A 23048-nucleotide genomic window follows, 5' to 3' on the forward strand; every position below is an offset into this window, starting at 1 on the left:
CGCACGGGCCGAAGCTCCCTAGCAATCCGCAAAATTCGCACAACCGCCAATCTGCCTTTTCCTTGGCACAGCGCGTGCTTCAGGTTGCTGGCTGCAACCACATAACTGACAAGTGCCGGTAAGGCGTACGCACTTGGTCGCTTCGAAAGCAGGCTGACTGCTTTCTGACCAGTGTTGTTGCGCGCACATGGTCGCAAAGATGCGACCTGCCAATTGCGAACTCCAAAACGGGAAGGGAGCGTCCCTCATGGCGACTGTCGCCGAGCCGAGCCACGCGGAAGTTGATTCAGTCGACATCTCGATGCTTCTCGAAGCGCTCACTGCGCTGCGCCGTGGCGATTTCAGCACGCGGTTGCCGGCCAATTGGGTCGGAATTGCCGGTAAAGTCGGCGATACGTTCAACGCGGTGATGGATCAATTGGAGGGCATGACGGAGGAAATCGCGCGGACCAGCCGAGTCGTTGGTAAAGAGGGGAAGATCAAGAAGCGGGCGTCCCTGGGGGGACTTAGCGGAGCTTGGGCGGGAAATATCGAATCCGTCAATGCATTGATCAGCGACCTTGTCCATCCGACCAGCGAAATGGCTCGAGTGATTGGCGCTGTTGCCAAGGGCGACCTGTCGAAGACGATGGCTCTCGACCTTGATGGCAGACCGCTCGAAGGCGAGTTTCTGCGGACAGCTAAGACCGTTAATCGAATGGTCGATCAACTCGGCTCGTTCGCCTCTGAAGTGACCCGCGTGGCGCAGGAAGTCGGCACCGACGGCAAATTGGGCGGTCAGGCGGCCGTGAAAGGCGTCGCCGGCACTTGGAAAGATCTGACCGACAGCGTTAACTCGATGGCCGGCAATCTTACCGGGCAGGTTCGCAATATCGCCGAAGTGACGACGGCCGTGGCGAACGGCAATCTGTCGAAGAAGATCACCGTCGACGTCCGCGGTGAGTTCTTGGAATTGAAGAACACGATCAACACGATGGTTGATCAGCTCCGCTCTTTCGCCTCGGAAGTGACGCGCGTTGCTCGTGAAGTCGGTACTGAAGGACGCCTCGGCGGACAGGCGCGCGTGGAAGGCGTGTCAGGCACGTGGAAAGATCTGACCGACAGCGTCAACTTCATGGCGTCGAATCTTACTTCGCAGGTTCGCAACATCGCCGCCGTGACAACCGCCGTCGCTACAGGCGACTTGACGAAGAAAATCACCGTCGACGTCAAAGGCGAGATTCTTGAGCTGAAGAACACCATCAACACGATGGTCGATCAGCTCAGTTCTTTTGCGGCCGAAGTGACCCGCGTGGCGCGTGAAGTCGGCACCGAAGGCAAGCTCGGCGGGCAGGCCCAGGTGAGGGGCATCTCGGGCACTTGGAAAGATCTGACGGACAGCGTTAATTTCATGGCGGGCAATCTTACCGACCAGGTTCGCAACATCGCCGAGGTCACCACCGCGGTCGCCAACGGCGACTTGTCGAAGAAAATTACCGTCGACGTGAAGGGCGAAATCCTGGAACTGAAGAACACCATCAACACGATGGTCGATCAGCTTAGCTCGTTTGCCGACGAAGTGACGCGCGTCGCACGCGAAGTCGGCACCGAGGGCAAACTCGGCGGGCAAGCGGAGGTGAAAGGGGTCGCGGGCACATGGAAGAGTCTCACCGATAGCGTCAACTTCATGGCCGGTAACCTGACGACGCAGGTCCGCAACATCGCCGAGGTGACGACAGCCGTGGCCAACGGCGACCTGTCGAAGAAGATCGACGTCGATGTCCGCGGCGAGATCTCAGAACTAAAAAACACGATCAACACGATGGTCGATCAGCTCCGCGCATTCGCGTCTGAAGTGACGCGCGTGGCGCGCGAAGTCGGCACCGAAGGCAAACTTGGCGGACAGGCCGAAGTCCGCGACGTCGCCGGCACATGGAAGGATCTCACTGATAGCGTCAATTTCATGGCCGGCAATCTGACCGACCAGGTCCGCAACATCGCTGAGGTTACTACTGCGGTTGCGAATGGCGATCTCTCGAAGAAGATTACGGTCGATGTGAAGGGCGAAATCCTGGAGCTGAAGAACACCATCAATACGATGGTCGATCAGTTGAGCTCATTTGCGTCGGAAGTGACACGCGTCGCGCGAGAAGTCGGTACCGAAGGAAAGCTTGGCGGTCAGGCCGAAGTGACCGGCGTCGCGGGGACGTGGAAAGACCTCACCGTCGGCGTCAACATGATGGCGGGCAACCTTACCGGCCAGGTTCGCAACATTGCCGACGTCACTACGGCGGTCGCGCGCGGCGATCTTTCCAAGAAAATCACCGTCGACGTGAAGGGCGAAATCCTGGAGCTGAAGAACACCATCAACACGATGGTCGATCAGCTTCGCTCGTTCGCTGATGAAGTGACCCGCGTAGCCCGCGAGGTAGGCACCGAAGGGAAGCTCGGCGGACAAGCCGACGTCCGCGGCGTCGAAGGAACTTGGCGGGCCCTCACCGACAGCGTTAACTCGATGGCCGGCAATCTCACCGGCCAAGTCCGCAACATTGCCGACGTCACCACGGCGGTGGCGACCGGCGACTTGTCAAAGAAAATTACGGTTGACGTGAAGGGAGAAATCCTCGAGCTGAAGAACACGATCAATACAATGGTCGATCAGCTTCGCTCGTTCGCTTCGGAAGTAACGCGCGTCGCCCGTGAAGTTGGCACCGAAGGCAAGCTTGGCGGGCAGGCCGACGTGAAGGGCGTCGCCGGCACGTGGAAGGACCTGACGGAGAGCGTCAATTTCATGGCCGGCAACCTCACGGCGCAGGTTCGCAACATCGCCGCCGTGACGAAGGCGGTGGCCAGCGGCGACCTCTCGAAGAAAATCACCGTCGATGTCCGCGGCGAAATTCTCGAACTGAAAGACACCATCAACACGATGGTCGATCAGCTTCGCTCGTTCGCCTCCGAAGTGACGCGCGTCGCCCGCGAAGTCGGCACCGAGGGCAAGCTCGGCGGCCAAGCTGAAGTCCGCGACGTCGCCGGCACCTGGAAAGATCTCACCGACAGCGTCAACTCGATGGCTGGCAATCTCACGGGCCAGGTTCGCAACATCGCGGAAGTGACCAAGGCCGTGGCCAGCGGCGACCTCTCGAAGAAAATCACCGTCGATGTGAAAGGCGAAATTCTCGACCTGAAGGTGACTATCAACACGATGGTCGACCAGTTGAGTTCCTTCGCGGCGGAAGTGACCCGCGTGGCTCGTGAAGTTGGCACGGAAGGCAAGCTCGGCGGACAGGCTCAAGTGAAGGGCGCCTCAGGCACGTGGAAAGGCCTCACCGACAATGTGAACTTCATGGCCGGCAACCTCACCAGCCAGGTCCGCGGTATCGCTCGCGTCGTCACGGCCGTTGCGAATGGCGACCTCAAGCAGAAGCTAACGGTTGAAGCGAAGGGCGAAATCGCCGCTCTTGCCGACACGATCAACGGCATGATCGAAACGCTCGCGACGTTTGCCGACCAGGTGACGACGGTGGCGCGCGAAGTCGGCGTTGAAGGCAAGCTTGGCGGTCAGGCGAGCGTTCCCGGAGCGGCCGGCACGTGGAAAGACCTGACGGATAACGTCAATGAGCTTGCCGCCAACCTCACGACGCAGGTGCGAGCAATTGCGGAAGTCGCGACCGCGGTAACGAAGGGCGATCTAACTCGCTCGATCAAGGTGGAGGCGCAGGGCGAGGTCGCGCTGCTCAAAGACAACATCAACGAGATGATCGTGAACCTGAAGGACACGACGCTCAAGAACGCGGAACAAGACTGGCTGAAGACGAACTTGGCGAAGTTCAGCCGCATGCTGCAGGGGCAGAAAGATTTGCTGACGGTGGGCCGGTTAATTCTCTCAGAACTCGCGCCGGTGGTTTCTGCTCAGCACGCTGTCTTCTATACCTACGACGCAATGCGCGAACAGCCCTGCCTAACGCTCCTCGCCAGCTACGCCTACGAGCGGCCGAGCGAAGTCGGCAAGCAGTTAGAACTCGGCCAGGGACTTGTCGGACAGTGCGCGTTGGAAAAGCAAAAGATTGTCCTCGCCAACGTCCCTTCAGACTACGTCCGCATTTCCTCCGGCCTCGGCAGCGCGCCGCCGGTGAATCTGATTGTGCTCCCGGTGGTGTTCGAAGGACAAGTCAAAGCTGTGCTGGAGCTCGCTTCTTTCGAACGGTTCAATCCAACGCATCAAGCGTTTCTCGACCAATTGACCGAAAGCATCGGCATCGTGCTCAACACGATCGAAGCGAACATGCGCACCGAAGATCTGCTTAAGCAGTCGCAGTCGCTCGCGGAAGAGCTCGGCAGCCGGCAGGACGAACTGCAACAGACGAATCAAGAGCTCCAGGACAAGGCGCGTCTGCTGGCGCATCAGAATGTCGAAGTCGAGCAAAAGAACACCGAGGTCGAACAAGCCCGCCAAGCGCTGGAAGAAAAAGCAGAGCAGCTGGCCCTCACATCAAAATACAAGAGCGAGTTCCTCGCGAACATGTCGCATGAACTGCGAACGCCGCTCAACAGTCTGCTGATTCTCTCGGACCAGCTATCGCAGAACCCCGACGGAAATCTCACGACGAAGCAGACCGACTACGCGAAGACGATTCACTCTTCTGGGAACGACCTGCTAATCCTCATTAACGACATCCTTGATCTATCGAAGATCGAATCGGGCACAGTGGTGCTCGACGTTGGCGACCTGAGGTTTAGCGATCTCCACAATTACATCGAGCGGACCTTCCGCCATGTCGCGGAAAACCGCGGCGTGGAGTTTGTCGTCGAGCTAGATTCTTATCTACCCCGGTCGCTCACGACAGATAGCAAGCGACTTCAGCAGATCATCAAGAATTTACTATCAAACGCGTTCAAGTTCACGCATCACGGCCAAGTTTCGCTGCGGATCGGCATCGCCTACGATGGCTGGCATGCCGATAATGCAGCCCTCGCATCCAGCGATTCCGTCATCGCGATTACTGTGCGAGACACGGGCATTGGCATTCCGGTCGACAAGCAGCAGATCATTTTCGAAGCCTTCCAACAAGCCGACGGCAGCACCAGCCGCAAGTACGGCGGAACCGGTTTGGGGCTGGCTATTAGCCGCGAGACGGCGCGACTGCTCGGCGGCGAGATCCGGCTCATCAGCACACCCGACGTTGGTAGCGAATTCACGCTCTACTTGCCGCAGGTTTTCGTCCCACAGAAAACCGTACGAAGGCTGTCGGCCCCCACGGCGCCCTCTCCGCCAGATAAGGATTTCTCCGGTGCAGCAAATCCGGATCGCTCCAACGATGCGGACCAGAATGGCGATGAAGGCGAGTCGCTCCAAGCCGCAGACGACCGCGACTCAATCGCTGCAGGCGACCGGACGATTCTCATCGTCGACAACGACCGCGGGTTCGCTGACTTCGCGCGAGACGCCGCACGAACAACAGGCTTCAAAACGCTCGTAACAGCCTCGGGCGCGATGGCGCTCACCCTAGCCAAAGATTTTCAACCTCGCGCGATCTTGCTCGACATTTCGCTGCCTGACATCGACGGCTGGAGGGTGCTGCGCCGACTCAAGCACGACCCGCATGTGCGGCACATTCCGATTTATCTCGTCTCCAGCGCTGACAATCTCGAACACGGGACGCACCTCGGCGCGAAGGGGATCCTGCAGAAGCCCATTCAGAAAACCGAGCAGTTGAAGCAGTTCCTTGAGGGCGTGCGGCGATTCGTCGATCGAGACGAGCGCACCGTGATCATCATGGAGCCCGATGCCGATCGACGCCATCGACTTTACGACATGCTATCGAGCCCGAAAGTCGAAGTCGTCGCCTTGGACTCCGGGCTCACCGCTGTGCGAACGATGGAGCAGCGACGCGCGGACTGCGTCGTGATCACGCCAGATCCCGTTGACATGAGCTTGCCGACATTGGCAGAGTTTGCCATCTCCCGCTGCGAATCCGACGGAGTGCCTGTATTTCTGTGTGCCGAGGGGGAACAGACGGCGGAAAGTAAGCACCGCCTCGTCCACCTCGCGAAGGAATTCGACCTGCGGTACGTCGAAGATTCTGAAGACCTATTGCATCGCGCAACGCTCGCACTCTGCCAACCGATCAGCGATCTTCCCGATCAGCAGCGGCGTCGCATTATCGAGGTAATGAATCAGTCGCCGATTCTCGCGGGCAAGAAGGCGCTAATTGTCGACGATGACATTCGCAATATCTTCGCGCTGACTAGCGTTCTAGAGCGGCATGAGATGGCGACTGTCTCTGCAGAAACGGGGCGTTCAGCGATCAGTCTGTTGGAAGAATCGACCGACGTCGACGTCGTCCTCATGGACATCATGATGCCGGAAATGGATGGAATCGATACCATGCGCGCGATCCGGAGGATCTCCCGGTTCAAAGACTTGCCAATCGTGGCTGTCACCGCCAAGGCGATGAAGGGCGATCGCGAAAAGTGCATCGAAGCGGGCGCTTGGGATTATCTGTCGAAGCCCGTTGATTCCGAACAAATGCTCACCGCACTCCGCGCCTGGCTCTCCACATGATTGACGGCACGCTGCCCAAAGCCAAGATACTCGTCGTCGACGATGACCCGACCAAGGTCATGGCGATCGAAGCGGTGTTGCACAGCCTCGATCAAACGATCGTCTCGGCGAATTCCGGCGAAGAAGCGCTCCGGCGTCTACTGACCGAGGACTTCGCGGTCATCCTCCTCGACGTCAACATGCCGGGAGTTGACGGGTTCGAGACTGCCGAATACATCCGCCAGCGGCGTAGTTCGGAACATACGCCGATCATCTTCCTTACCGCGTACGCAGACGATGCCTTCGAGGATCGGGGTTACGCGCTCGGCGCCGTCGACTATTTGTTGATGCCGGCAACACCGAACATGCTCCGAGCTAAAGTCGCCGTCTTCGTAGATTTGTTCCAAAAAACGGAGCAAGTGAAATGGCAAGCCGAGCAACGCATCCAGCTTGCGCAGGAACAAGCGGCTCGGGCCGAGGCGGAGCGGGCGAGCATCGCCAAGAGCCAGTTTCTGACCAATATCAGCCATGAATTACGCACGCCGATGACTGCGATTATTGGCATGACGGACCTCTCGCTGATGGAGGCGTTGTCGGCGAATGTTCGGGAGTATCTAGGAGCCGTTCGCACCAATGCCCACCTGCTGTTGGAACTCCTTAACGAGATCTTGGATTTGTCGAAGCTCGAATCAGGGACCTTGACGCTGGAGTCGGCGCCTCTACAGCTCCGCAAAATTTTGGGCGAGCTAAAGCAAACGTTCGGCCATCGCGCGGATCAAAAGGGGCTGGAACTTCAGGTGGTCGCGGACCCCGCGGTGCCGAACCATTTGATCGGCGATTCACTCCGACTGCGGCAAGTGATCTTCAATCTGCTGACAAACGCCATCAAGTTCACCGAGCACGGGCGAGTCAGGCTCGACGTTCGCGTCGAGTCGTCTTGCGATCGCGAAGCTTGGATCAAGTTTAAGGTTTCCGACACGGGAATTGGCATCTCTGCGGCAGACCAAGATCGCATCTTCTCGCCGTTCACTCAGGTTGACGCTTCGGCGAAGCGACGCCGCGATGGCGCCGGGCTTGGTTTGGCGATTTCCGCAGATTTGATTCGCGCGATGGGGGGCAGCCGTTCGGTGAAGAGCGCGCCTGGCCAGGGGAGCGAGTTCAGCTTCATCGTTCCGCTTCTGGTCGATCGAAAGAAGATCGACGACGTTCCCGACGCGGCGACCGAATCAGGGCGCATGTTGACGGATGCTTTTATCGCGAGCGCCGCGGCGCCGCCGATCAGAGTCCTCTTGGCCGAGGATACGCCGACAAATCAATTGCTGGTGCGACACGCCCTCGCCAAGCGGGGACACCATGTCGTCGTCGCCGGCGACGGAAGAACCGCCGTTGATCTTGCCAGGCGCGGAACGTACGACGTCATTCTGATGGATTTGCAGATGCCCGACATGGACGGATTTGAGGCGACGGCCGCGATTCGCGCGTTGCCGGGGAAGCAGCCGCCGATTATCGCCCTCACAGCCCACACGATGATGGGCGATCGCGAGCGATGTTTGGCGGCAGGGATGCAAGATTATCTCTCGAAGCCCATCGATTTGCGTGAGCTCATTTCAACAGTGGAATCAACGGTTCGCGACAACGGAGAGCTGTCGCCCCACAAACCTACGACATAAGCAAAAACACTTCGTGGATGTAAGCGGCGATTTCGAGTCAGCTCTCGACCGTCGGTTGCGGCGCAACAACGACCCCTGCCGAAAATGCCGTGAACGATCCGCTGCCTTTGAACGTCCGCCGTTTCCTCGCTCATCAAATTGAGTCCGTGGCGCAGCTTGAAACGCTACTTCTTCTACGGCGCGATTCACACCGATTGTGGAATGCTCAGGAGCTTGCTCAGGGTCTCTATCTCTCGGAGAACATGTGCCAAGCCATGCTGGATGACTTGGAGCGACGTAAGTTCCTCGTTCGGGCTTCGGATAGCAACTCTGTGCGATACGAGTGCGCGGATCTCAAGGCGGATTCGATGATTGCACTTCTCGAAGACCTTTATCGCGAGCGACGAGTCGCGGTGATTAGCGAAATTCACTCGACGCCAATCTCCAAAGTCCAAACATTCGCCGACGCCTTTCGTTTACGGAAAGATGGCAAACCATGATGCCGGGAACCGTTTTCATCTTGTGTGCGGCTACATGCCTGCTCTGTTCGATTCTCCTTTTTCGAGGATATCGCCAGCGGCGCGTGCCCCTGTTGTTTTGGAGCGCGATCTGCTTCTTCGGACTGATGATCGACAACTGCATGCTTTACGCCGACCTCCACCTATTCCCGGAAGTCCGCATGGTGATTTGGCGGAAGATTCCGGGCCTGATCGCGACAGTCGTGCTGCTGTTCGGATTGATCTGGGAGTCGGAGTAAAAATGGCCATGGAACACTTCATCATGGGGGCGATTGCGATGGCGTCGCTCGTCGTCGCAGCGTTCTTCCTCCGCTTCTGGCGAGATACGCATGATCGGCTATTCGCGATGTTCGCCGTCGCCTTCGTTCTTTTGGGACTCACGCGGTTAGGCTTGGCGATGTCGGGAGACGCCTCCGAGGGAAATACCTCTTGGTATTGGGTGCGGTTGGCGGCGTTTATTCTCATCCTGGTCGCGATCGCGGATAAGAATAAACGCTGACCTCGCACAATTGCTGCCAGGAAAAGGGGGACAGCGACGCCAGGTTCTTACTCCGCGGGCTCGGCGCCCGCCGCCGTTCTAAAAAGCTGATTGACACCAGCCCGGCGTTCGGGCTACCGTAGCTGAAAATACTGCATGCACTTCCCCCAAAGCCTCTCGCGGAGGTTCTCTGGTGCCTCGGGTTATTCTCTACTTGGTCAGCATACTTTCGGCTATGCCCTCAGCTTGTGAAGCAGCGAAGCCGCTACGGGCCGGTATCGTCGGCTGCGACACCTCGCATGCAATTGCATTCACTAAGCTCATTAATGATCCGCAGGCGACGGGCGCACGGGCAGAAGTAGAGGTTGTCGCGGCGTTTCCTGGCGGCAGTCCTGACCTTCCGAGCAGCGCCGATCGCGTGGAGGGATACGTCAAGGAACTCCGCGAGATGGGTGTCGAGATCGTTGATTCCATCCCTGCACTTGCTGAGAAATGTGACGTCATCCTGCTGGAAAGCGTCGACGGACGCCCTCACCTCAAGCAGTTCGAACAGCTCGCCGTTGGCAAGCCGGTCTTCATCGACAAACCAGCGGCAGCAAATCTCGCCGACGTTATCGCTATCTTCCGCATCGCAGAACAAACCAAGACTCCCTGCTTCTCGTCATCTGCCCTCCGCTACTGCACGGCAGTGACCAAACTCGCCGACGACCCTGCCCTCGGCGACGTGACGGGGTGTAGCGTTGCCAGTCCGTTTGAGATTGAGCCGCGCCATATTGATCTCGCTTGGTACGGCATTCATGGCATTGAGGCGATTTACGCGATCATGAAACCAGGCTGCGAAGCCGTGAGCCGCGTCGACGGAGCCACTGCGACGATCGTCACAGGCAAGTGGACGGATGGCCGACTTGCCGTGTGGCGCGGCCTCAAGGGCGGACACGACTACGCGTTCACGGCGTTTGGGTCGCAGGGAATCGCTTTTGATCGCGGCTTCTCGGGCTACGAACCGCTGGTGGACGAGATTTGCACGTTCTTCGTGAACGGCAAACCACCAGTGCCGGCGGCCGAAACTATCGAAATGTTCGCGTTGATGGAGGCGGCTGACGAGAGCCTCCTCCGCGGCGGAGCGCTCGTTAGCACGGCTGAAATGATCGATCGCGCTGAGAAGTCGCTGGCGGCCAAGGCAACCAAATAGCACGCTGCCGTTTCGTAAGCTAATCCGATCTGTTCGATGGGCGGGTAACGACTATGAATTCGACGCGTCGAGACTTTCTTGCCGCTTCCGCCGGACTGGCGGCCATCGCTGCAACCCGCGTTCACGCCGCGGAAGCGAGCAGCGAAGTCGTGCTGGCGATCATGGGAGCGAACAACCGCGGTTCGCAACTAGCCGAGCAATTTGCGGAGCAAACTGGCTGTCGCATCGCCTACATCTGCGATCCCGACGAGCAGGCAATCGCCAAAGGAATCGCTGCAGCGACGTCGCGTGGAGCGGCTAAACCGCAAGGGATTCGCGACTTTCGTCAAGCACTCGACGATCCTACAGTTGACGCCCTTATCTGCGCCGCCCCCAATCACTGGCACGCTCCCGCGACGATTCTCGCTTGCAAAGCCGGCAAGCACGTCTACGTGGAGAAACCGTGCAGCCATACGGCGGCGGAGGGCGAGTTAATGATCGCCGCCGCGAATAAATCGGGATGCGTCGTCCAAGTCGGCATGCAGCGCCGCAGCGGCTCCCTCTATCGCGAAGCGATTGAAAAGGTCCGCGGCGGCGCCATTGGCGCGCCCCTGCACGCCAAGTCGTGGTACCACACCCCTCGCCCCTCGATCGGCCGCGGGCAGCAAACGGCGCCGCCCCCCACGCTTGACTATGCACTGTGGCAAGGCCCTTCGCCGGAACGACCGTTTCAGAGCAACGTGATTCCTTACAACTGGCACTTCTTCTGGCACTGGGGCAACGGAGAGATTGGCAACAACGGCGTCCACTCAATCGACATTTGCCGATTGGCGCTAGGCGTCGATTACCCGACGCGCGTCACGTGCGCCGGCGGGCGACTGCGCTACGACGACGACCAAGAAACCCCCGATACGTCGACTGCTATTTTCGAATGCGGCGACAAGCTCATCACATGGGAGCAAATCAGTTGGATGCGGCCGGTGGGGAGCCCGAGCATCTTTGGCATCGAGATTCGCGGAACCGAGGGAGTGATGTGCGTCGACGACGAAGGCGCCGTCGTGTACGACTTGGATCGCAAGGTTGTGGACGAATTCCAGGGAAGCCGCGGCGACGCAGAGCATTTGCGCGACTTTCTCGACGCCGTTCGCGACGGCCATCGCACCGCCCTGAATATTGAAGAAGGGCACAAGAGCGCGCTGTTCTGCCATCTAGGGAACATCGCCTACCGCACTGGGGAGTCAATTCAGGTCGACCCCGCGTCGGGGCATCTTGTTGACAGCCCCGACGGTAAGAAGCTGTGGTCGTGCGAGTACCGCCAAGGCTGGGAGCCTCGCGTCTAAAGCCAGCGCCGAGCAGTGCTGGAAGTGTTTCAACCTAAGCCGCGGGATTATCCCAGCTTTTCCTGGCCCGCACTTGACGATTAGGAACGAGTCAGCAACACTGCAAAAAGTGAATTCATTTTCCTGCGGTATGCAAATGACAAAAACGGCCGCCATCGCCCCTCCCGAAATCAGCGACGACGATGCGCAACAGTCGCGCGTCGACGACGTGTACCACGAAATTTTGGCCCGCATCGTTCGCGGCGAGTTGCCGGGCGGCAGCGAGCTGAAGTCGACGCAACTGGCTCAAGCCTTGGGCGTTAGCCGAACGCCGGTCGTCCAAGCACTGTCTCGACTGATTGCCGACGGCATCGTGACGCAAAAGATGAACATGCGAGCGGTCGTTCGCCCCGGGGCGGAGAACTGGCTCGTCGAAATCCATGAGCTGCGATTACTCTTGGAACCGGCCGCTGCTGCGAAAGCCGCGCAGCATATGCCGCTCGAGTTGATTCAACGGCTGCAGCGTCAGGCGGAAGCGGTCGATCCCCAGAACGACGACGACTGGATCCGTCGCGCTCGCGACTTCGACTTTGCCCTCCACCTCGCCATCTCCGATCACGCCGCAAATCAACCGCTACGCGGCGCCATCAACAAATGCTGGCAGTATAAGCAGCTCTCCTACAAACTCGGTCCTGAACGGACCGACGCGATCCTCCGCGGTTTTCGCGAGCATCGCACGATTCTCGCGGCGCTTGCAGCCCGCGATGGGGCGACGGCTTCGGCGGCGATGGAACTTCACCTGCGATTGGCTTCGTCGTATCGCCCGGAAGGTCGCGTCGTTTAACGCCGCCGTTGCATCGCCCCTCGCCCGTTCCAACGCCCCGCCGCAAGCTGCCGTAACTCCCTTCGAATACTGCTGTGACGCAATCTCCTAATACCGTCGGCCCCCGTGAACTCCGCGTCGGCATGGTCGGCATGGGGATGATCTTTGACGAAACGTACCGCCCGTTCTTCGAGCGCGTCGCCAGCCAACCGCTGTACGCGCCGGAGCTTGGTATTTGCTCGGCGCCGCTGAACGCCGTCGCCACGCGAACGGGCCAGCGGGCCGCCGCCTACCGCGCGAAAGCGCCGAAAAACCTCCAGGGCTTCCAAAACTTCTTCGGCGTTGATGCCGTTGATCAACTGATCGACTCGCCAGTCGACGTCGTGTGCATCGCGACGCCCGACGATCGTCATTTCGCCGCGGCGAAACTCGCGATCAACGCGGGCAAGCACGTTCTGATCGAGAAACCGTCCGTTTTGCGCCTGCAAGAGCTCGATGAGCTCAACGCACTCGCCCAGGAGCACGGCGTTCTCGCGAAGGTCGTTTATCACAAGCTCCTCGATCCCGATCACAAGAAGCTCCGCACGTTCATTGTCGACGGCGTCCTACAACACGTGAACAACGGCTATTGCTCTCTGCTTGAGCCGAAGTCGATTGCTGGATCACAGTTCGCCGAATGGATCGTCGGCCGCAACCCTGGAACCTATGTCGCCGTCCACTACATCAAGCTGATCGACTTCACGTTCGGCCTGAAACTGAAGCGAGTGACCTGCACTGGTCAACGCGGCATCGTTGGCCCCGCCGATGGGCCAACGTGGGATTCGACGCAGTTGCGGCTCATTTATGCTCATGACGATGGACGCGAAGCGGCGTTCGACATCCACACGAGCTGGGTAACGCCCGACAACTTCCCGGGGTACGTTGAGCAAGAAGTGCAGTTTAGGTTCGACAACGGCGTCTGGAATGGCCATAGCCGTAAACGCGGCGTTGAGTGCACCGTCGAGGGCGCGACGCCCTACAAGATCAAGAATACGATCAACAACCACTACAACGCCTCGGTGCTGGAACCGTGGGGCGAACGCTCGCAGCGCGGCTACGGCGTCGAAGTGATCGAGCGATTCATGCGCGAAGCCGCCACCGTCGAGTTCGGCGGTCCGCTCGAAGAACGCTCCGTGCGTTTGGCCGCGGCGCGTGAACTGGCTTACAACGATCTCGCCGCGGACCGGCAAGTCGTCGCCGCCGTCGAAGCGATGGAAATCATCTTGGCGCGCCATGCCGCGGGCATCCCCGAGTGCGTCGTCGAGGTGAATGCTCCTGCGGGCGGGCTTGTCTTGAAAGTTCCAGGCGAATCCCGCGACGAAGTCATCTATGCGCCTGCCGTCTAAATGGCGCTTCCTATACACGTCTACCCCCTACCAACGAAGTTCGCTATGAGTTCCGTTGAGCCAATCCGCCAAGTCGCCAAGCGCCACGAACCGCTCAGCGAGACGACGCGACGATCGATCGGGCAAGCTGAGCCGCGAGCGCTGCGCACCTTCACGCCGACGCTGGCGGTGATCGAGCGGAGCGCCGGATCTTACCACTACACAGCGGACGGCGCTAAGCTCGCGGATTTTACATCGGGCGTGTTGGTCGCGAATCTCGGCCACAATCCGCGCCGCTGGTGGCAGCGGGTTTACGAGTACCTTGGTCACACGCCGGAGTTGCTTAGCACGTCGAACGCAGCAACCGGCAGCAGCACGGAGAACGGGTACTTCTCCGCCACTCCGTTGACCGCTTACAACGCAATCACGCCGCTTGAAGCTGAAGCTTGCCGGCGACTCCTCGCAGCAATGCGAGCGTTGCCGGGCGGGAGTCGATTCGAGCAAGTCGTCTGGTCGGCGAGCGGCAGCGAAGGGGTCATCAAAGCATTACGAACGGCGCTCGCGCAAGATCCAGCGAAGCAAATGATCCTTGCGACGCGGCACGGCTTCCACGGCAAAAAAGGACTAGCGGGCGCCGTGACTGGCAGCGAGCGAGATGCAGAACGCGATCCCCGCGTTCGCTTCGTCAGCTTTCCGCGCGAGGAATGTCGCTCGCTGGAGAAGCGACTGGAACCGCTTAACTTGCTGCCTTACATCAAGGAGTTGGAGCAGTTGGCCGACGAACTCGGCGACCAAATTTGTTGCCTTATTACCGAGCCTTATCTCGGCGGCGGCGGCTCCTACCATCCGCAGAAGGAATACCTGCAACTACTGCAAACCTTCTGTCGCGAGCGCGGTATCTTGTTCATCCTCGACGAAGTGCAATCGAACTTCGGACGAACCGGATCGCTATTTGCTTACGCCGACTACGGCGTCCAACCCGACATGGTCATCCTCGGCAAAGGGATGGGCAACGGCATCCCGGTCGATGCCGTGGTCGGTCGACGCGAACTCTTCGAAAAGCTGACCTACGGCGAAGCGTCGGACACGTGGAGCGGTCATCCCCTCGGTTGTGCGGCGGTGCTAGCGACGCTCGATGAGTTCGAACAGAACAATGTGCTGGCTCATGGCCGTGAACTCTCGAAGGTGTTCGAAGCTGGGCTCCAGCGTCTCACGGAAACGGCCGCCATCACGGCCATCCGCGGCGAGGGAAACGTGTGGGGCATCCAGTGCGGCGCCCTGCCTGGCCGCACGTCGAACGAGGTCGCCAGCCAAGTCGTCCGTGCCTGCTACGACGGCGACGACGCTGGACTGGCCATCCATTTGCTCGGCCCGCTCAACGGCGACGTCATTCGCGTTGCTCCGCCGCTGACGATGGAGCTTGATGAAGCGCAGCAGTATCTCGATGCGATGCTTGCGATTGTTGAGCGTCTTGGCTGAGAGGGCTGGCGATCGTAAGCCCCGGGCGAGATACCCGTGGCTCGCTGGGAGACTTTTGCGCGTGGCCGGGGGGCCCCATTAAAGTGGCGCAAAAGTCGGTCTCCTGAAATCGCTGCAGCGCCGTTGACGCGAGATTTCTCGAGGAATTCGCGTCAACGCGCGGAATTCGATCTGGGACTTTTGCGTTTCTTTGATTCGTTCTGAACGCGCAAAAGTCTTCCCCAAACGTCGCTTTGACCGACAGCGGCGAGGGTGCGCTGTTCGATCTGGCGGGTCACTTAATTGTCAAAGAGCTTCGGCGGACTCATCATCGAACCTACCGTCATTGACATGCGATTTGAATGGTCTATTTTTGGCCGCTCCGTGTGGTGCGGCGATGCTCAGCTTGTATCGCGAGTTGGGGCGTCTCGCAACTTGTTATCGCGATTCTTAGCCTTGGGCTTCGCCAAAGGGTGACACTGCGTGCGGCAACAGCTAAACGGAATGGAGACTTACCCCCGGGCGGAGCCCGGGGCTAGAGCGCGTCACTCCGTCCACCGGCGGAGTCGGTGGCTTCTGTGCTTCTCGCTACACGCCGAGCGGCCGCCAGTCGTCACGGTATTTGCGGTGGACTAGGGCGTTGGCGCCGTCGTGATCGAATTTCAGCGCGGCCGAATCCCACGCCAACGTCTCTTCGGGGAATGCGCCTGCGACCGTTCCCGCGATCACCGCTTCGGTTAACGGGCCGCTGAACGTGAACGGCGTGCTCGTCTGGCCTTCACCGCGAATCGCCGCCACCCACTCGTGATAGTGGTCGACGTTGCCCTCGGACTTGATCTCGAGATCCATTGGCTTGCCGTTAGAGTAGAAGGTTGGCATGCCCCAGTGAGGCAGGACCATCACGCCCTTTTCGCCAACGGTAAACGATCCCGAGGCCGACAAATTCACGCCGTCGGGAAGTTGTGCTTTCGCTGCATCTGGCTTGAACGTGCCGTTCGTCCAGCGGAATTTGACCTCTCCAGCAGTCAACGGCGTGCCAGCGAAAGTGTAAAGAACCTCGGTGTTTGTGGCGTAAGTATCGCGCAGATGAGCCGGACCGCCTGAACGGAGCGTGAGTGGGGCCTTTAAATCGATTCCGGTGAAGATCGGGTCGAAAATATGGCTCGCCATGTCCCCCAAGACGCCGCCGCCGTAGTCACGCCACATCCGCCAGTTGAACGGGTGGTAAAACCCTTCGACGTACGGTTCTTCAGGCGCGACGCCTTGCCATAGATCCCAATCGACCGTCGCGGGAATCTTGTCGGCCCGATTGGCAGGACGTTCTTTCGCCGGCAAGGGTAGGCCGCGACCGATCCAGCAGTGGACCTCGCTCACCTTGCCGATGGCGCCGTCGCGCAACATCTTCGCCGCAGTGCGATACGATTCGTCGCCGTGAATTTGCGTTCCCATCTGGGTGATCACCCCCTGCTCTGCCGCGGCGTTGCACATGGCGCGGAGTTCAGCCAGGTTGTGAGCCAGCGGCTTCTGCACGTAAACGTGCTTGCCGAGCGCCATCGCCGCCAGGGCGATGGCGCCGTGCATGTGGTCGGGAGTGGAAATCAAGACGCCGTCGATGCCGTTACCCATTTTGTCGAGCAGCACGCGGTAGTCGCGGAAGGCCTGAGCTTGCGGGAACTTCTCTTGGGCGACACCGAGGAAGTTGGAGTCGATGTCGCAGATGGCCACGATCTCGGCGCCCGGAGCCGATGCGACCGCCAGCAGATCGGTCCAGCCTTTGTTGCCGACGCCGATCGACGCGATGCGAGCCTTTTGCTCAGGCCCGGCAGCGAACGATCGGCCCGTGCGGAGAAACGGTCCGGCGACCATCGCAGCGGCGCCAATTCGCAAGGCGTCGCGGCGGGTGAATCGAACGGCAGACTTGCCTTCGCGAGCGGGGGAGCGATCGGCCGACATGAACCTACCTCGTCAACTGGTGCTGGGAATGCAATGCGGCGTGCGAGCCGACCGCTCCAGTATACGAAGTGCGCGAGTTCAGCGGCGCCAGGGAGTTCAGTTCGTGAAATCTCGCAACAGATGGAGCGGGAATGAGAAAAGGCCCCGTTCGGAGCGACGCGAGTCGGGGGGCGAATTCCCGCGTCGCTCCTTGAGGGGCCTCTTGATCTTGATGATACCCCTCCCATGAAGGGAGAGGCTCGCTGAATTTTGTGTGCGGTGCCGCACGAGCTTCGTCCACCGGCGGAGCCGGTGGCTTGTATTCGCTTAGTGCGTGCCGGCGGTTTGCAGCGGTTTGCGGCGGGGGTGATGGTGATCATCATCGTCGTCGCCGGCGAACTTGTGGATCGCCGGTTCGGCCGCGACCATCGGCTTCCACCATTCCGAGACTCCCTGCAATATCAGGAAGAAGACCGGAGTGAAGAAGACCGCGAGGATCGTCGAAGTGATCATGCCGCCGAACACCGCCGTACCGAGCGCTTGCTGGCCCGCGGCGCCCGCCCCGGTGGCCCACACGAGGGGGGCCACGCCGAGGATGAACGCGAACGAGGTCATTAGAATCGGGCGGAACCGCAAGCGGGCCGCTTCCACCGCAGCGTCGTAAATCGACCGGCCTTCCTTGCGGAGGTCGCGGGCGAACTCGACGATCAGGATCGCGTTCTTGCTCGCCAAGGCGATGATGAGCACGATGCCGATCTGCGTGTAAATGTTGTTGTCCATGCCGCGGAACGACACGGCCGCGACCGAGCCGAGCAAACCAAGCGGCACCACGAGAATGACCGCCGCCGGCAAAATCCAGCTTTCATACTGAGCGGCAAGCACGAGGTAGACCAGCAACACCGCGAAGGCGAACACCCAGACGGCTTGGCCGCTGATGCGCTTTTCTTGGAACGATTCGCCGGTCCAGTCGTAGCCCATCGAATCGGGGAGTTCGGCCGCGGCGATTTGCTCCATAATGGCGAGCGCCTCGCCCGAACTGACGCCTGGCGCCGGCTCGCCGCGAATCGCTGCGGTCGGGTAGAGGTTGTAACGCTGAATAATTTGCGGTCCGAACGACCGCGACACCTTCACTACCGAGCCGAGCGGAATCATCTGCCCGCGCAGATTACGCACTTCGAGCCGTTCGATATCGCGCGGGTCGATGCGGAAATCTTCTTCAGCCTGCACCCTGACTTGGAAGGTACGGCCGAACTTGTTGAAGTCGTTAACGTAGGCCGAGCCGAGGTACGTTTGCAGCGCGCCGAAAACCGCCGACAACGGCAGGTTGAGCGTCTTCACCTTGACGCGATCAATGTCGATGTAAAGCTGCGGCACGCCGGGACGGAAGGTCGAGCTCACGCCGGCCAGCTTCGACTGGGCGTTGGCGGCTTCCACAATCCGCGCCGTCGCGGCGCCAAGTTCTTCCAGCCCGACGCCCGATCGATCTTCCACTTGCATTTGGAAACCGCTGCGGAAGCCGAGCCCTCGAATCGCCGGCGGAGGGAACGCTACAATAAACGCCTCGCGAATCTGCGAGAATTTGCCCATTAGGCTACCGAGAATTCCCTGCAAGCTTAGGCTGGGGTCCTCGCGTTTGTCCCAGTCATCAAACCGCATGAACACGGTCGCCGCATTGGACGCCGCGCTACCGTCGAGCAACGACAGACCGCCGACGTTGAACCAGGTCATGATGCCCGGTTCCTTTTTCATGATCTCGTTGATCTGGTCCGTGACCGCCTTCGTACGCGACTGCGAAGCGGCATCGGGGAGTTGGATAGCGGCGATGATGTACCCCTGATCCTCGATTGGCAAGAAGCCGGTCGGCACGCGTTGGTACCAGTACGCTGTGCCGGCGACCAGGCCAACGAAGGCGAGCATCGTCACCCAGCGGAAGCGAAGCAACACGCGAACAATCGCCACGTAGACGCGTTCAAACTTGTCGTAAACGTAGTTAAAGCCGCGATAGAACCAGTTCTTCTTCTCCGACGGCTTGCGAAGGTAGGTAGCGCATTGAGCCGGCTTGAGCGTTACGGCGTTGATGGCGCTGATGAGCGCGGTCGCGGCGATAGTGAGCGCGAACTGCCGGTAGAGCTGGCCAGTGATGCCGCCGAGGAACGCGGTGGGAAGAAACACCGCCATCAACACCAAGGTGATGCCTATGATCGGGCCCAGCACCTGCTCCATCGCGCGAATCGTCGCTTCGCGGGGCGGCAAGCCATTTTCGATATGGTGAGCGGCAGCCTCGACGATGACAATCGCGTCGTCGACGACGATGCCGATCGCGAGCACGAGGCCGAACAGCGTCAGCATGTTCACCGAGAAGCCCATCACGTACATCGCGGCGAACGCCCCGATAATCGTCACAGGCACCGTCGTCGCCGGCACCAGCACCGCCCGCCAGTCTTGCAAGAAGACCAGAATCACGATGAGCACGAGCACGCCAGCTTCGATGATCGTGTGATAGACCGACTCAATCGACGCCTCGACGAACTCTGTCGTATCAAGCGGGAAGTCGACGAGCATCCCTTCGGGAAAGGACAACTTCATCTTGGCGATGGCGTCGCGCACGCCTTGGGCGACATCCAAGGCGTTCGCCCCCGGAAGCTGATTGACGGCCATACTCGAAGAAGGCACGCCCCCCTTCTCGGCATACTGATCGTAGTTCTGGCCTCCCAGTTCCACGCGAGCGACATCTTTCAGATACGTCACGCGGCCGTCTTCGCTCGCCTTGACGACGATGTTCTCGAACTGCTCAGCATCGCTGAGCCGTCCGAGCGCGGAGACGATGTACTGGAAGTCGAGTGTATTGGGCGACGGGGGCTGCCCTATTTGCCCCGCCGCCACCTGGACGTTCTGCTCCAAGATGGCAGCGTAAACGTCTTGGGTCGTTAGATTGCGGGCCTTCAACTTCTCGGGGTTGAGCCACACCCGCATCGAGTAGTTGTTGCCGCCGAAGATCTGCACGCCGCCGACGCCCGGCACGCGGCTGATTTCGTCCTTGATTCGCAGACTCATGTAGTTCGACAGATACAACGACGAATAGCGGTCGTTCTCTGACGTCAAACTCACCACGATCACAATCGCGGTCGACTGCTTCTTGACCGTGATGCCTTGACGACGAACTTCTTCCGGCGTCTGCGGTTCGGCCACGGCTACCAGGTTCTGCACGAGAACCTGAGCCTGATCGAGATCGGTGCCGATTTCGAACGTCACGGTGAGCGCGTAGGTGCCGTCGCTGGAACAGACAGACGACATGTAGAGCATGTTTTCGACGCCGTTGACCGATTGCTCGATCGGCGAAGCGACGGTGTCGGAAACAACCTTCGCGTTGGCGCCAGGGTAGACGGCGTTCACCACGACGGTTGGGGGGGTGACGTCAGGGTACTGCTCGATCGGCAGACCGAACACGGCGACGCCGCCCATGATCATCGTGACGATCGCGATGACATTGGCGAAAATCGGTCGGTCAATGAAGAATCGACTTAACATAGGACGTTAGTTTCCCCCCGTGGCCGACGCCTTGGCGGGGGTCGTCGTCGAGAGTTGGGCGCCGCTGTTCGCGATCGCCGGGTCGTTCGAGGCGTCGAGTTGCTTCGCTTCGACGATCTCCGTCGTCCGCTCGGGCTTGACCGGCGCTCCGGGACGAGCGCGTTGCAAGCCGTTGATGACGATCCACTCGCCGACCTCCAATCCTTCGTTCACCACACGCATACCGTTGACGCGCAGGCCCAGCTTCACCGACCGCCGCTCCACCGTATCTTTCTCGTTAACCACCAAGACGTATTCGCCGCTCTGGTCCATTCCAATCGCGCGATCGGGAACCATGAGCCCCGGCGCTGGCGAGCCGACGGGGAGCCGCACGCGGACAAACATACCCGGAACGAGCAATTTGTCGGCATTCGGAAAAATCCCGCGCCGCATCTGCGTACCAGACTGAGGGTCGATGCCCGCTTCCGCGAAGTCGAGTTTCCCTTCGTGCGGGTATCCCTTCTCGCCGGTGAGTCCGACATAGATGGTCGGCGGGTTCGCCTTGAGCGACGCGGCGCTTGTACCGGGGGACTTGGCCATCAGCTCAACCACGTCCGACTCGCTGATCGCGAAGTAGGCGTGGATTGGATCGAAGGCTTCGACGCGCGTCAGCGTCGTTTGCTCAGCCTGAACCAAGTTGCCGATGTCGACCATGTGCCGCGAGACGCGGCCCGAGATCGGCGACTTCACTTGCGTGTACGAAAGATTCAGTTCGGCCTGCGTTAGCGCCGCCTTCGCCGAGGCGACGTCGGCTGCTGCGGTCGCCACGTCGGCCTTCTTCACGTCGAGTTCCTGCTCGGTAGACGCCCCGCGCTGAACCAGCGGCTGCGTCCGCGCCAGGTCGGCATTGGCAAGCGCGAGGGTCGCTTCAGCCTTTTGCTGAGCCGCCTTCGCCGCGTCGAGGGCCGCCTCAAACGGCGCCGGCTCGATCACGAACAGCACATCGCCCGCTTGCACGTCGGCGCCATCCTCGAAGTCGATCTTCTGCAAGTAGCCGTTCACGCGGGCGCGAACGTCGACCGCTTCAGTAGCCCGGGTGTTACCGGTGAACTCGAGCTGGTGAACGATTTCGCGCTCCACCGGCTGGGCAACCGTCACCGCCGGCGGCGGCATCTTGACCATCTCGTTGGAGACATTGTTGCAGCCGGCTAGCGCCACAACGGCGAGGGCTGAACCGATCCAGCAGGAACGAGGACTCATAGAGATTGACGCCTAGGTGGATTCGCAGAACTGTCTGCTTCGCAGGCAGGTGGACTCAGGCAGGGGCGGTGTCGGGTGGGCGAGGATTTTGGGCCTGGTCGGCCTGGGTATTCACGGCGAGGGCCGGACCGATGATAAAGTATAACGTGGACGGACGCGCCCGTCCACGCTAATATTGAAAGACGGCCGCCAGCCAACCGAGGTTCGCGGCCGATTTTAAGCAGGGTGCCAGAAACTGCGGCAAACCGCGGCGTGTGGCGTCGATCAGTTAGCTGTAGACGGGTTGAAACCAACGCTCAGCGAGCAGGTAGAACTCGACTCGCTCACGCTGGCCGATTTGCAAATAGATTGTCACATTCCCTGCGGAACCATATAGAAGAGATCGCCACAGATCACTTCACCACTTCGAGACACGATGGATACAGAATCCCTCGCCCCGGAACGCCGCGAAACGCCACACGCCGAACGCTCGCTCGAGATTCTCGACGCGGCGATCGTGACGTTTGCCGCCAACGGTTACAACTCGACCGATGTGCAGGAGATCGCCGATCGCGTCGGCATCGGCAAGGGAACGGTCTACCGCCACTTCGGCAACAAGGAGGCGCTGTTCCTCGCCGCCGTCGCGCATGCCCGCGATCAGATGATCGTCGCCGTCGATGCGTCGAAGAAGGCAGGCCTGCCGCCGCTGCAAGAAATGCGGGCGTGTATCAACGATATTTTGCGATTCTTCGACTCGCGGCCTGAAGTGGTCGAGTTGATCATCGAAGAGCGGTCGCTGTTCCGCAATCGCCGGCCGTCGCTGTTCTTTGAGCATGACGAAAAGCGGAAGGCCGAATGGGCGGTACGGCTGCAGGAGCTGATCGACGCGGGCGAGATTCGGCCGATCCCGGTCGCGGAGATTCAAGACACGCTGTCGCGGTTCGTCTTCGGGGCGATGTTCTTCAACTACTTCGAAGGCCAGAGCAAGGGGCCGCTGTCGGAACGCTCGGCGGCGATGATTGATATTTTGTTCAATGGCCTGGCGGTGCAGAAGTAGGCCTGTCGCCGCC

14 protein-coding genes are annotated in these 23048 nt (G+C 60.0%); 11 read left to right on the forward strand and 3 right to left on the reverse strand.

What is annotated here, in order from left to right; genetic code table 11:
• The first annotated feature begins 247 nt into the window (after positions 1–247).
• The 10 genes from ACQY7R_RS02025 to ACQY7R_RS02070 all read left to right on the forward strand — a co-directional run bounded on the left by ACQY7R_RS02025 (position 248) and on the right by ACQY7R_RS02070 (position 15321).
• Positions 248–6541: a HAMP domain-containing protein gene (locus tag ACQY7R_RS02025; protein WP_428303934.1), complete on the forward strand. Its 6294-nt coding sequence runs from the start codon at positions 248–250 to the stop codon at positions 6539–6541.
• Positions 6538–8190, forward strand: a complete 1653-nt coding sequence (locus ACQY7R_RS02030) for a response regulator (protein WP_428303935.1) — start codon at positions 6538–6540, stop codon at positions 8188–8190. The genes ACQY7R_RS02025 and ACQY7R_RS02030 overlap by 4 nt, the downstream gene beginning before the upstream one ends.
• Positions 8191–8279: 89 nt before the next feature.
• The gene (locus tag ACQY7R_RS02035; protein WP_428303936.1) at positions 8280–8669 is read left to right on the forward strand and encodes a hypothetical protein; all 390 of its coding nucleotides are present in this window, start codon (positions 8280–8282) and stop codon (positions 8667–8669) included.
• On the forward strand, positions 8669–8926 hold the full coding sequence (locus ACQY7R_RS02040) for a DUF5985 family protein (RefSeq protein ID WP_428303937.1): 258 nt from the start codon (positions 8669–8671) through the stop codon (positions 8924–8926). Before ACQY7R_RS02035 ends, ACQY7R_RS02040 begins: the two co-directional genes overlap by 1 nt.
• 2 nt (positions 8927–8928) lie before the next feature.
• Positions 8929–9186, forward strand: a complete 258-nt coding sequence (locus ACQY7R_RS02045; RefSeq protein ID WP_428303938.1) for a DUF5985 family protein — start codon at positions 8929–8931, stop codon at positions 9184–9186.
• Between the two features lie 214 nt (positions 9187–9400).
• Entirely contained in the window at positions 9401–10357 is a 957-nt protein-coding gene (locus tag ACQY7R_RS02050) for a Gfo/Idh/MocA family protein (RefSeq protein ID WP_428303939.1), read from the forward strand.
• Positions 10358–10410: 53 nt separating this feature from the next.
• The gene (locus tag ACQY7R_RS02055; protein ID WP_428303940.1) at positions 10411–11676 is read left to right on the forward strand and encodes a Gfo/Idh/MocA family protein; all 1266 of its coding nucleotides are present in this window, start codon (positions 10411–10413) and stop codon (positions 11674–11676) included.
• Between the two features lie 136 nt (positions 11677–11812).
• Positions 11813–12499, forward strand: a complete 687-nt coding sequence (locus ACQY7R_RS02060) for a GntR family transcriptional regulator (RefSeq protein WP_428303941.1) — start codon at positions 11813–11815, stop codon at positions 12497–12499.
• A 74-nt stretch (positions 12500–12573) separates the two neighbouring features.
• Entirely contained in the window at positions 12574–13863 is a 1290-nt protein-coding gene (locus ACQY7R_RS02065) for a Gfo/Idh/MocA family protein (RefSeq protein WP_428303942.1), read from the forward strand.
• A gap of 45 nt (positions 13864–13908) precedes the next feature.
• Positions 13909–15321, forward strand: coding sequence for an aspartate aminotransferase family protein (locus ACQY7R_RS02070; protein WP_428303943.1), 1413 nt, complete (start codon positions 13909–13911; stop codon positions 15319–15321).
• 567 nt (positions 15322–15888) lie between these two features.
• On the opposite strand, the gene ACQY7R_RS02075 is transcribed toward ACQY7R_RS02070, so the two are convergent.
• The 3 genes from ACQY7R_RS02075 to ACQY7R_RS02085 all read right to left on the reverse strand — a co-directional run bounded on the left by ACQY7R_RS02075 (position 15889) and on the right by ACQY7R_RS02085 (position 21999).
• Positions 15889–17253, reverse strand: a complete 1365-nt coding sequence (locus ACQY7R_RS02075; protein WP_428303944.1) for a Gfo/Idh/MocA family oxidoreductase — start codon at positions 17251–17253, stop codon at positions 15889–15891.
• Between the two features lie 306 nt (positions 17254–17559).
• A complete protein-coding gene (locus ACQY7R_RS02080; protein WP_428303945.1) occupies positions 17560–20760 on the reverse strand; it encodes an efflux RND transporter permease subunit in 3201 nt (1066 codons plus the stop codon).
• A 6-nt stretch (positions 20761–20766) separates the two neighbouring features.
• The gene (locus ACQY7R_RS02085) at positions 20767–21999 is read right to left on the reverse strand and encodes an efflux RND transporter periplasmic adaptor subunit (protein WP_428303946.1); all 1233 of its coding nucleotides are present in this window, start codon (positions 21997–21999) and stop codon (positions 20767–20769) included.
• 415 nt (positions 22000–22414) lie between these two features.
• Here ACQY7R_RS02085 and ACQY7R_RS02090 point away from each other — a divergent pair, with 415 nt between their 5' ends.
• Positions 22415–23035, forward strand: a complete 621-nt coding sequence (locus tag ACQY7R_RS02090) for a TetR/AcrR family transcriptional regulator (RefSeq protein WP_428303947.1) — start codon at positions 22415–22417, stop codon at positions 23033–23035.
• Positions 23036–23048 lie beyond the last annotated feature (13 nt).

It is taken from the genome of Lacipirellula sp., assembly GCF_965279485.1.
Lineage (GTDB): Bacteria > Planctomycetota > Planctomycetia > Pirellulales > Lacipirellulaceae > Lacipirellula.

What these genes read in the sequence shown, in the direction of transcription:
- ACQY7R_RS02080 (WP_428303945.1), bottom strand. Translation starts at nt 20,760, where the DNA reads ATGTTAAGTCGATTCTTCATTGACCGACCGATTTTCGCCAATGTCATC.
- ACQY7R_RS02050 (WP_428303939.1), top strand. Translation starts at nt 9,401, where the DNA reads ATGCCCTCAGCTTGTGAAGCAGCGAAGCCGCTACGGGCCGGTATCGTC.
- ACQY7R_RS02045 (WP_428303938.1), top strand. Translation starts at nt 8,929, where the DNA reads ATGGCCATGGAACACTTCATCATGGGGGCGATTGCGATGGCGTCGCTC.
- ACQY7R_RS02025 (WP_428303934.1), top strand. Translation starts at nt 248, where the DNA reads ATGGCGACTGTCGCCGAGCCGAGCCACGCGGAAGTTGATTCAGTCGAC.
- ACQY7R_RS02070 (WP_428303943.1), top strand. Translation starts at nt 13,909, where the DNA reads ATGAGTTCCGTTGAGCCAATCCGCCAAGTCGCCAAGCGCCACGAACCG.
- ACQY7R_RS02030 (WP_428303935.1), top strand. Translation starts at nt 6,538, where the DNA reads ATGATTGACGGCACGCTGCCCAAAGCCAAGATACTCGTCGTCGACGAT.
- ACQY7R_RS02090 (WP_428303947.1), top strand. Translation starts at nt 22,415, where the DNA reads ATGGATACAGAATCCCTCGCCCCGGAACGCCGCGAAACGCCACACGCC.
- ACQY7R_RS02075 (WP_428303944.1), bottom strand. Translation starts at nt 17,253, where the DNA reads ATGTCGGCCGATCGCTCCCCCGCTCGCGAAGGCAAGTCTGCCGTTCGA.
- ACQY7R_RS02040 (WP_428303937.1), top strand. Translation starts at nt 8,669, where the DNA reads ATGCCGGGAACCGTTTTCATCTTGTGTGCGGCTACATGCCTGCTCTGT.
- ACQY7R_RS02085 (WP_428303946.1), bottom strand. Translation starts at nt 21,999, where the DNA reads ATGAGTCCTCGTTCCTGCTGGATCGGTTCAGCCCTCGCCGTTGTGGCG.
- ACQY7R_RS02060 (WP_428303941.1), top strand. Translation starts at nt 11,813, where the DNA reads ATGACAAAAACGGCCGCCATCGCCCCTCCCGAAATCAGCGACGACGAT.
- ACQY7R_RS02055 (WP_428303940.1), top strand. Translation starts at nt 10,411, where the DNA reads ATGAATTCGACGCGTCGAGACTTTCTTGCCGCTTCCGCCGGACTGGCG.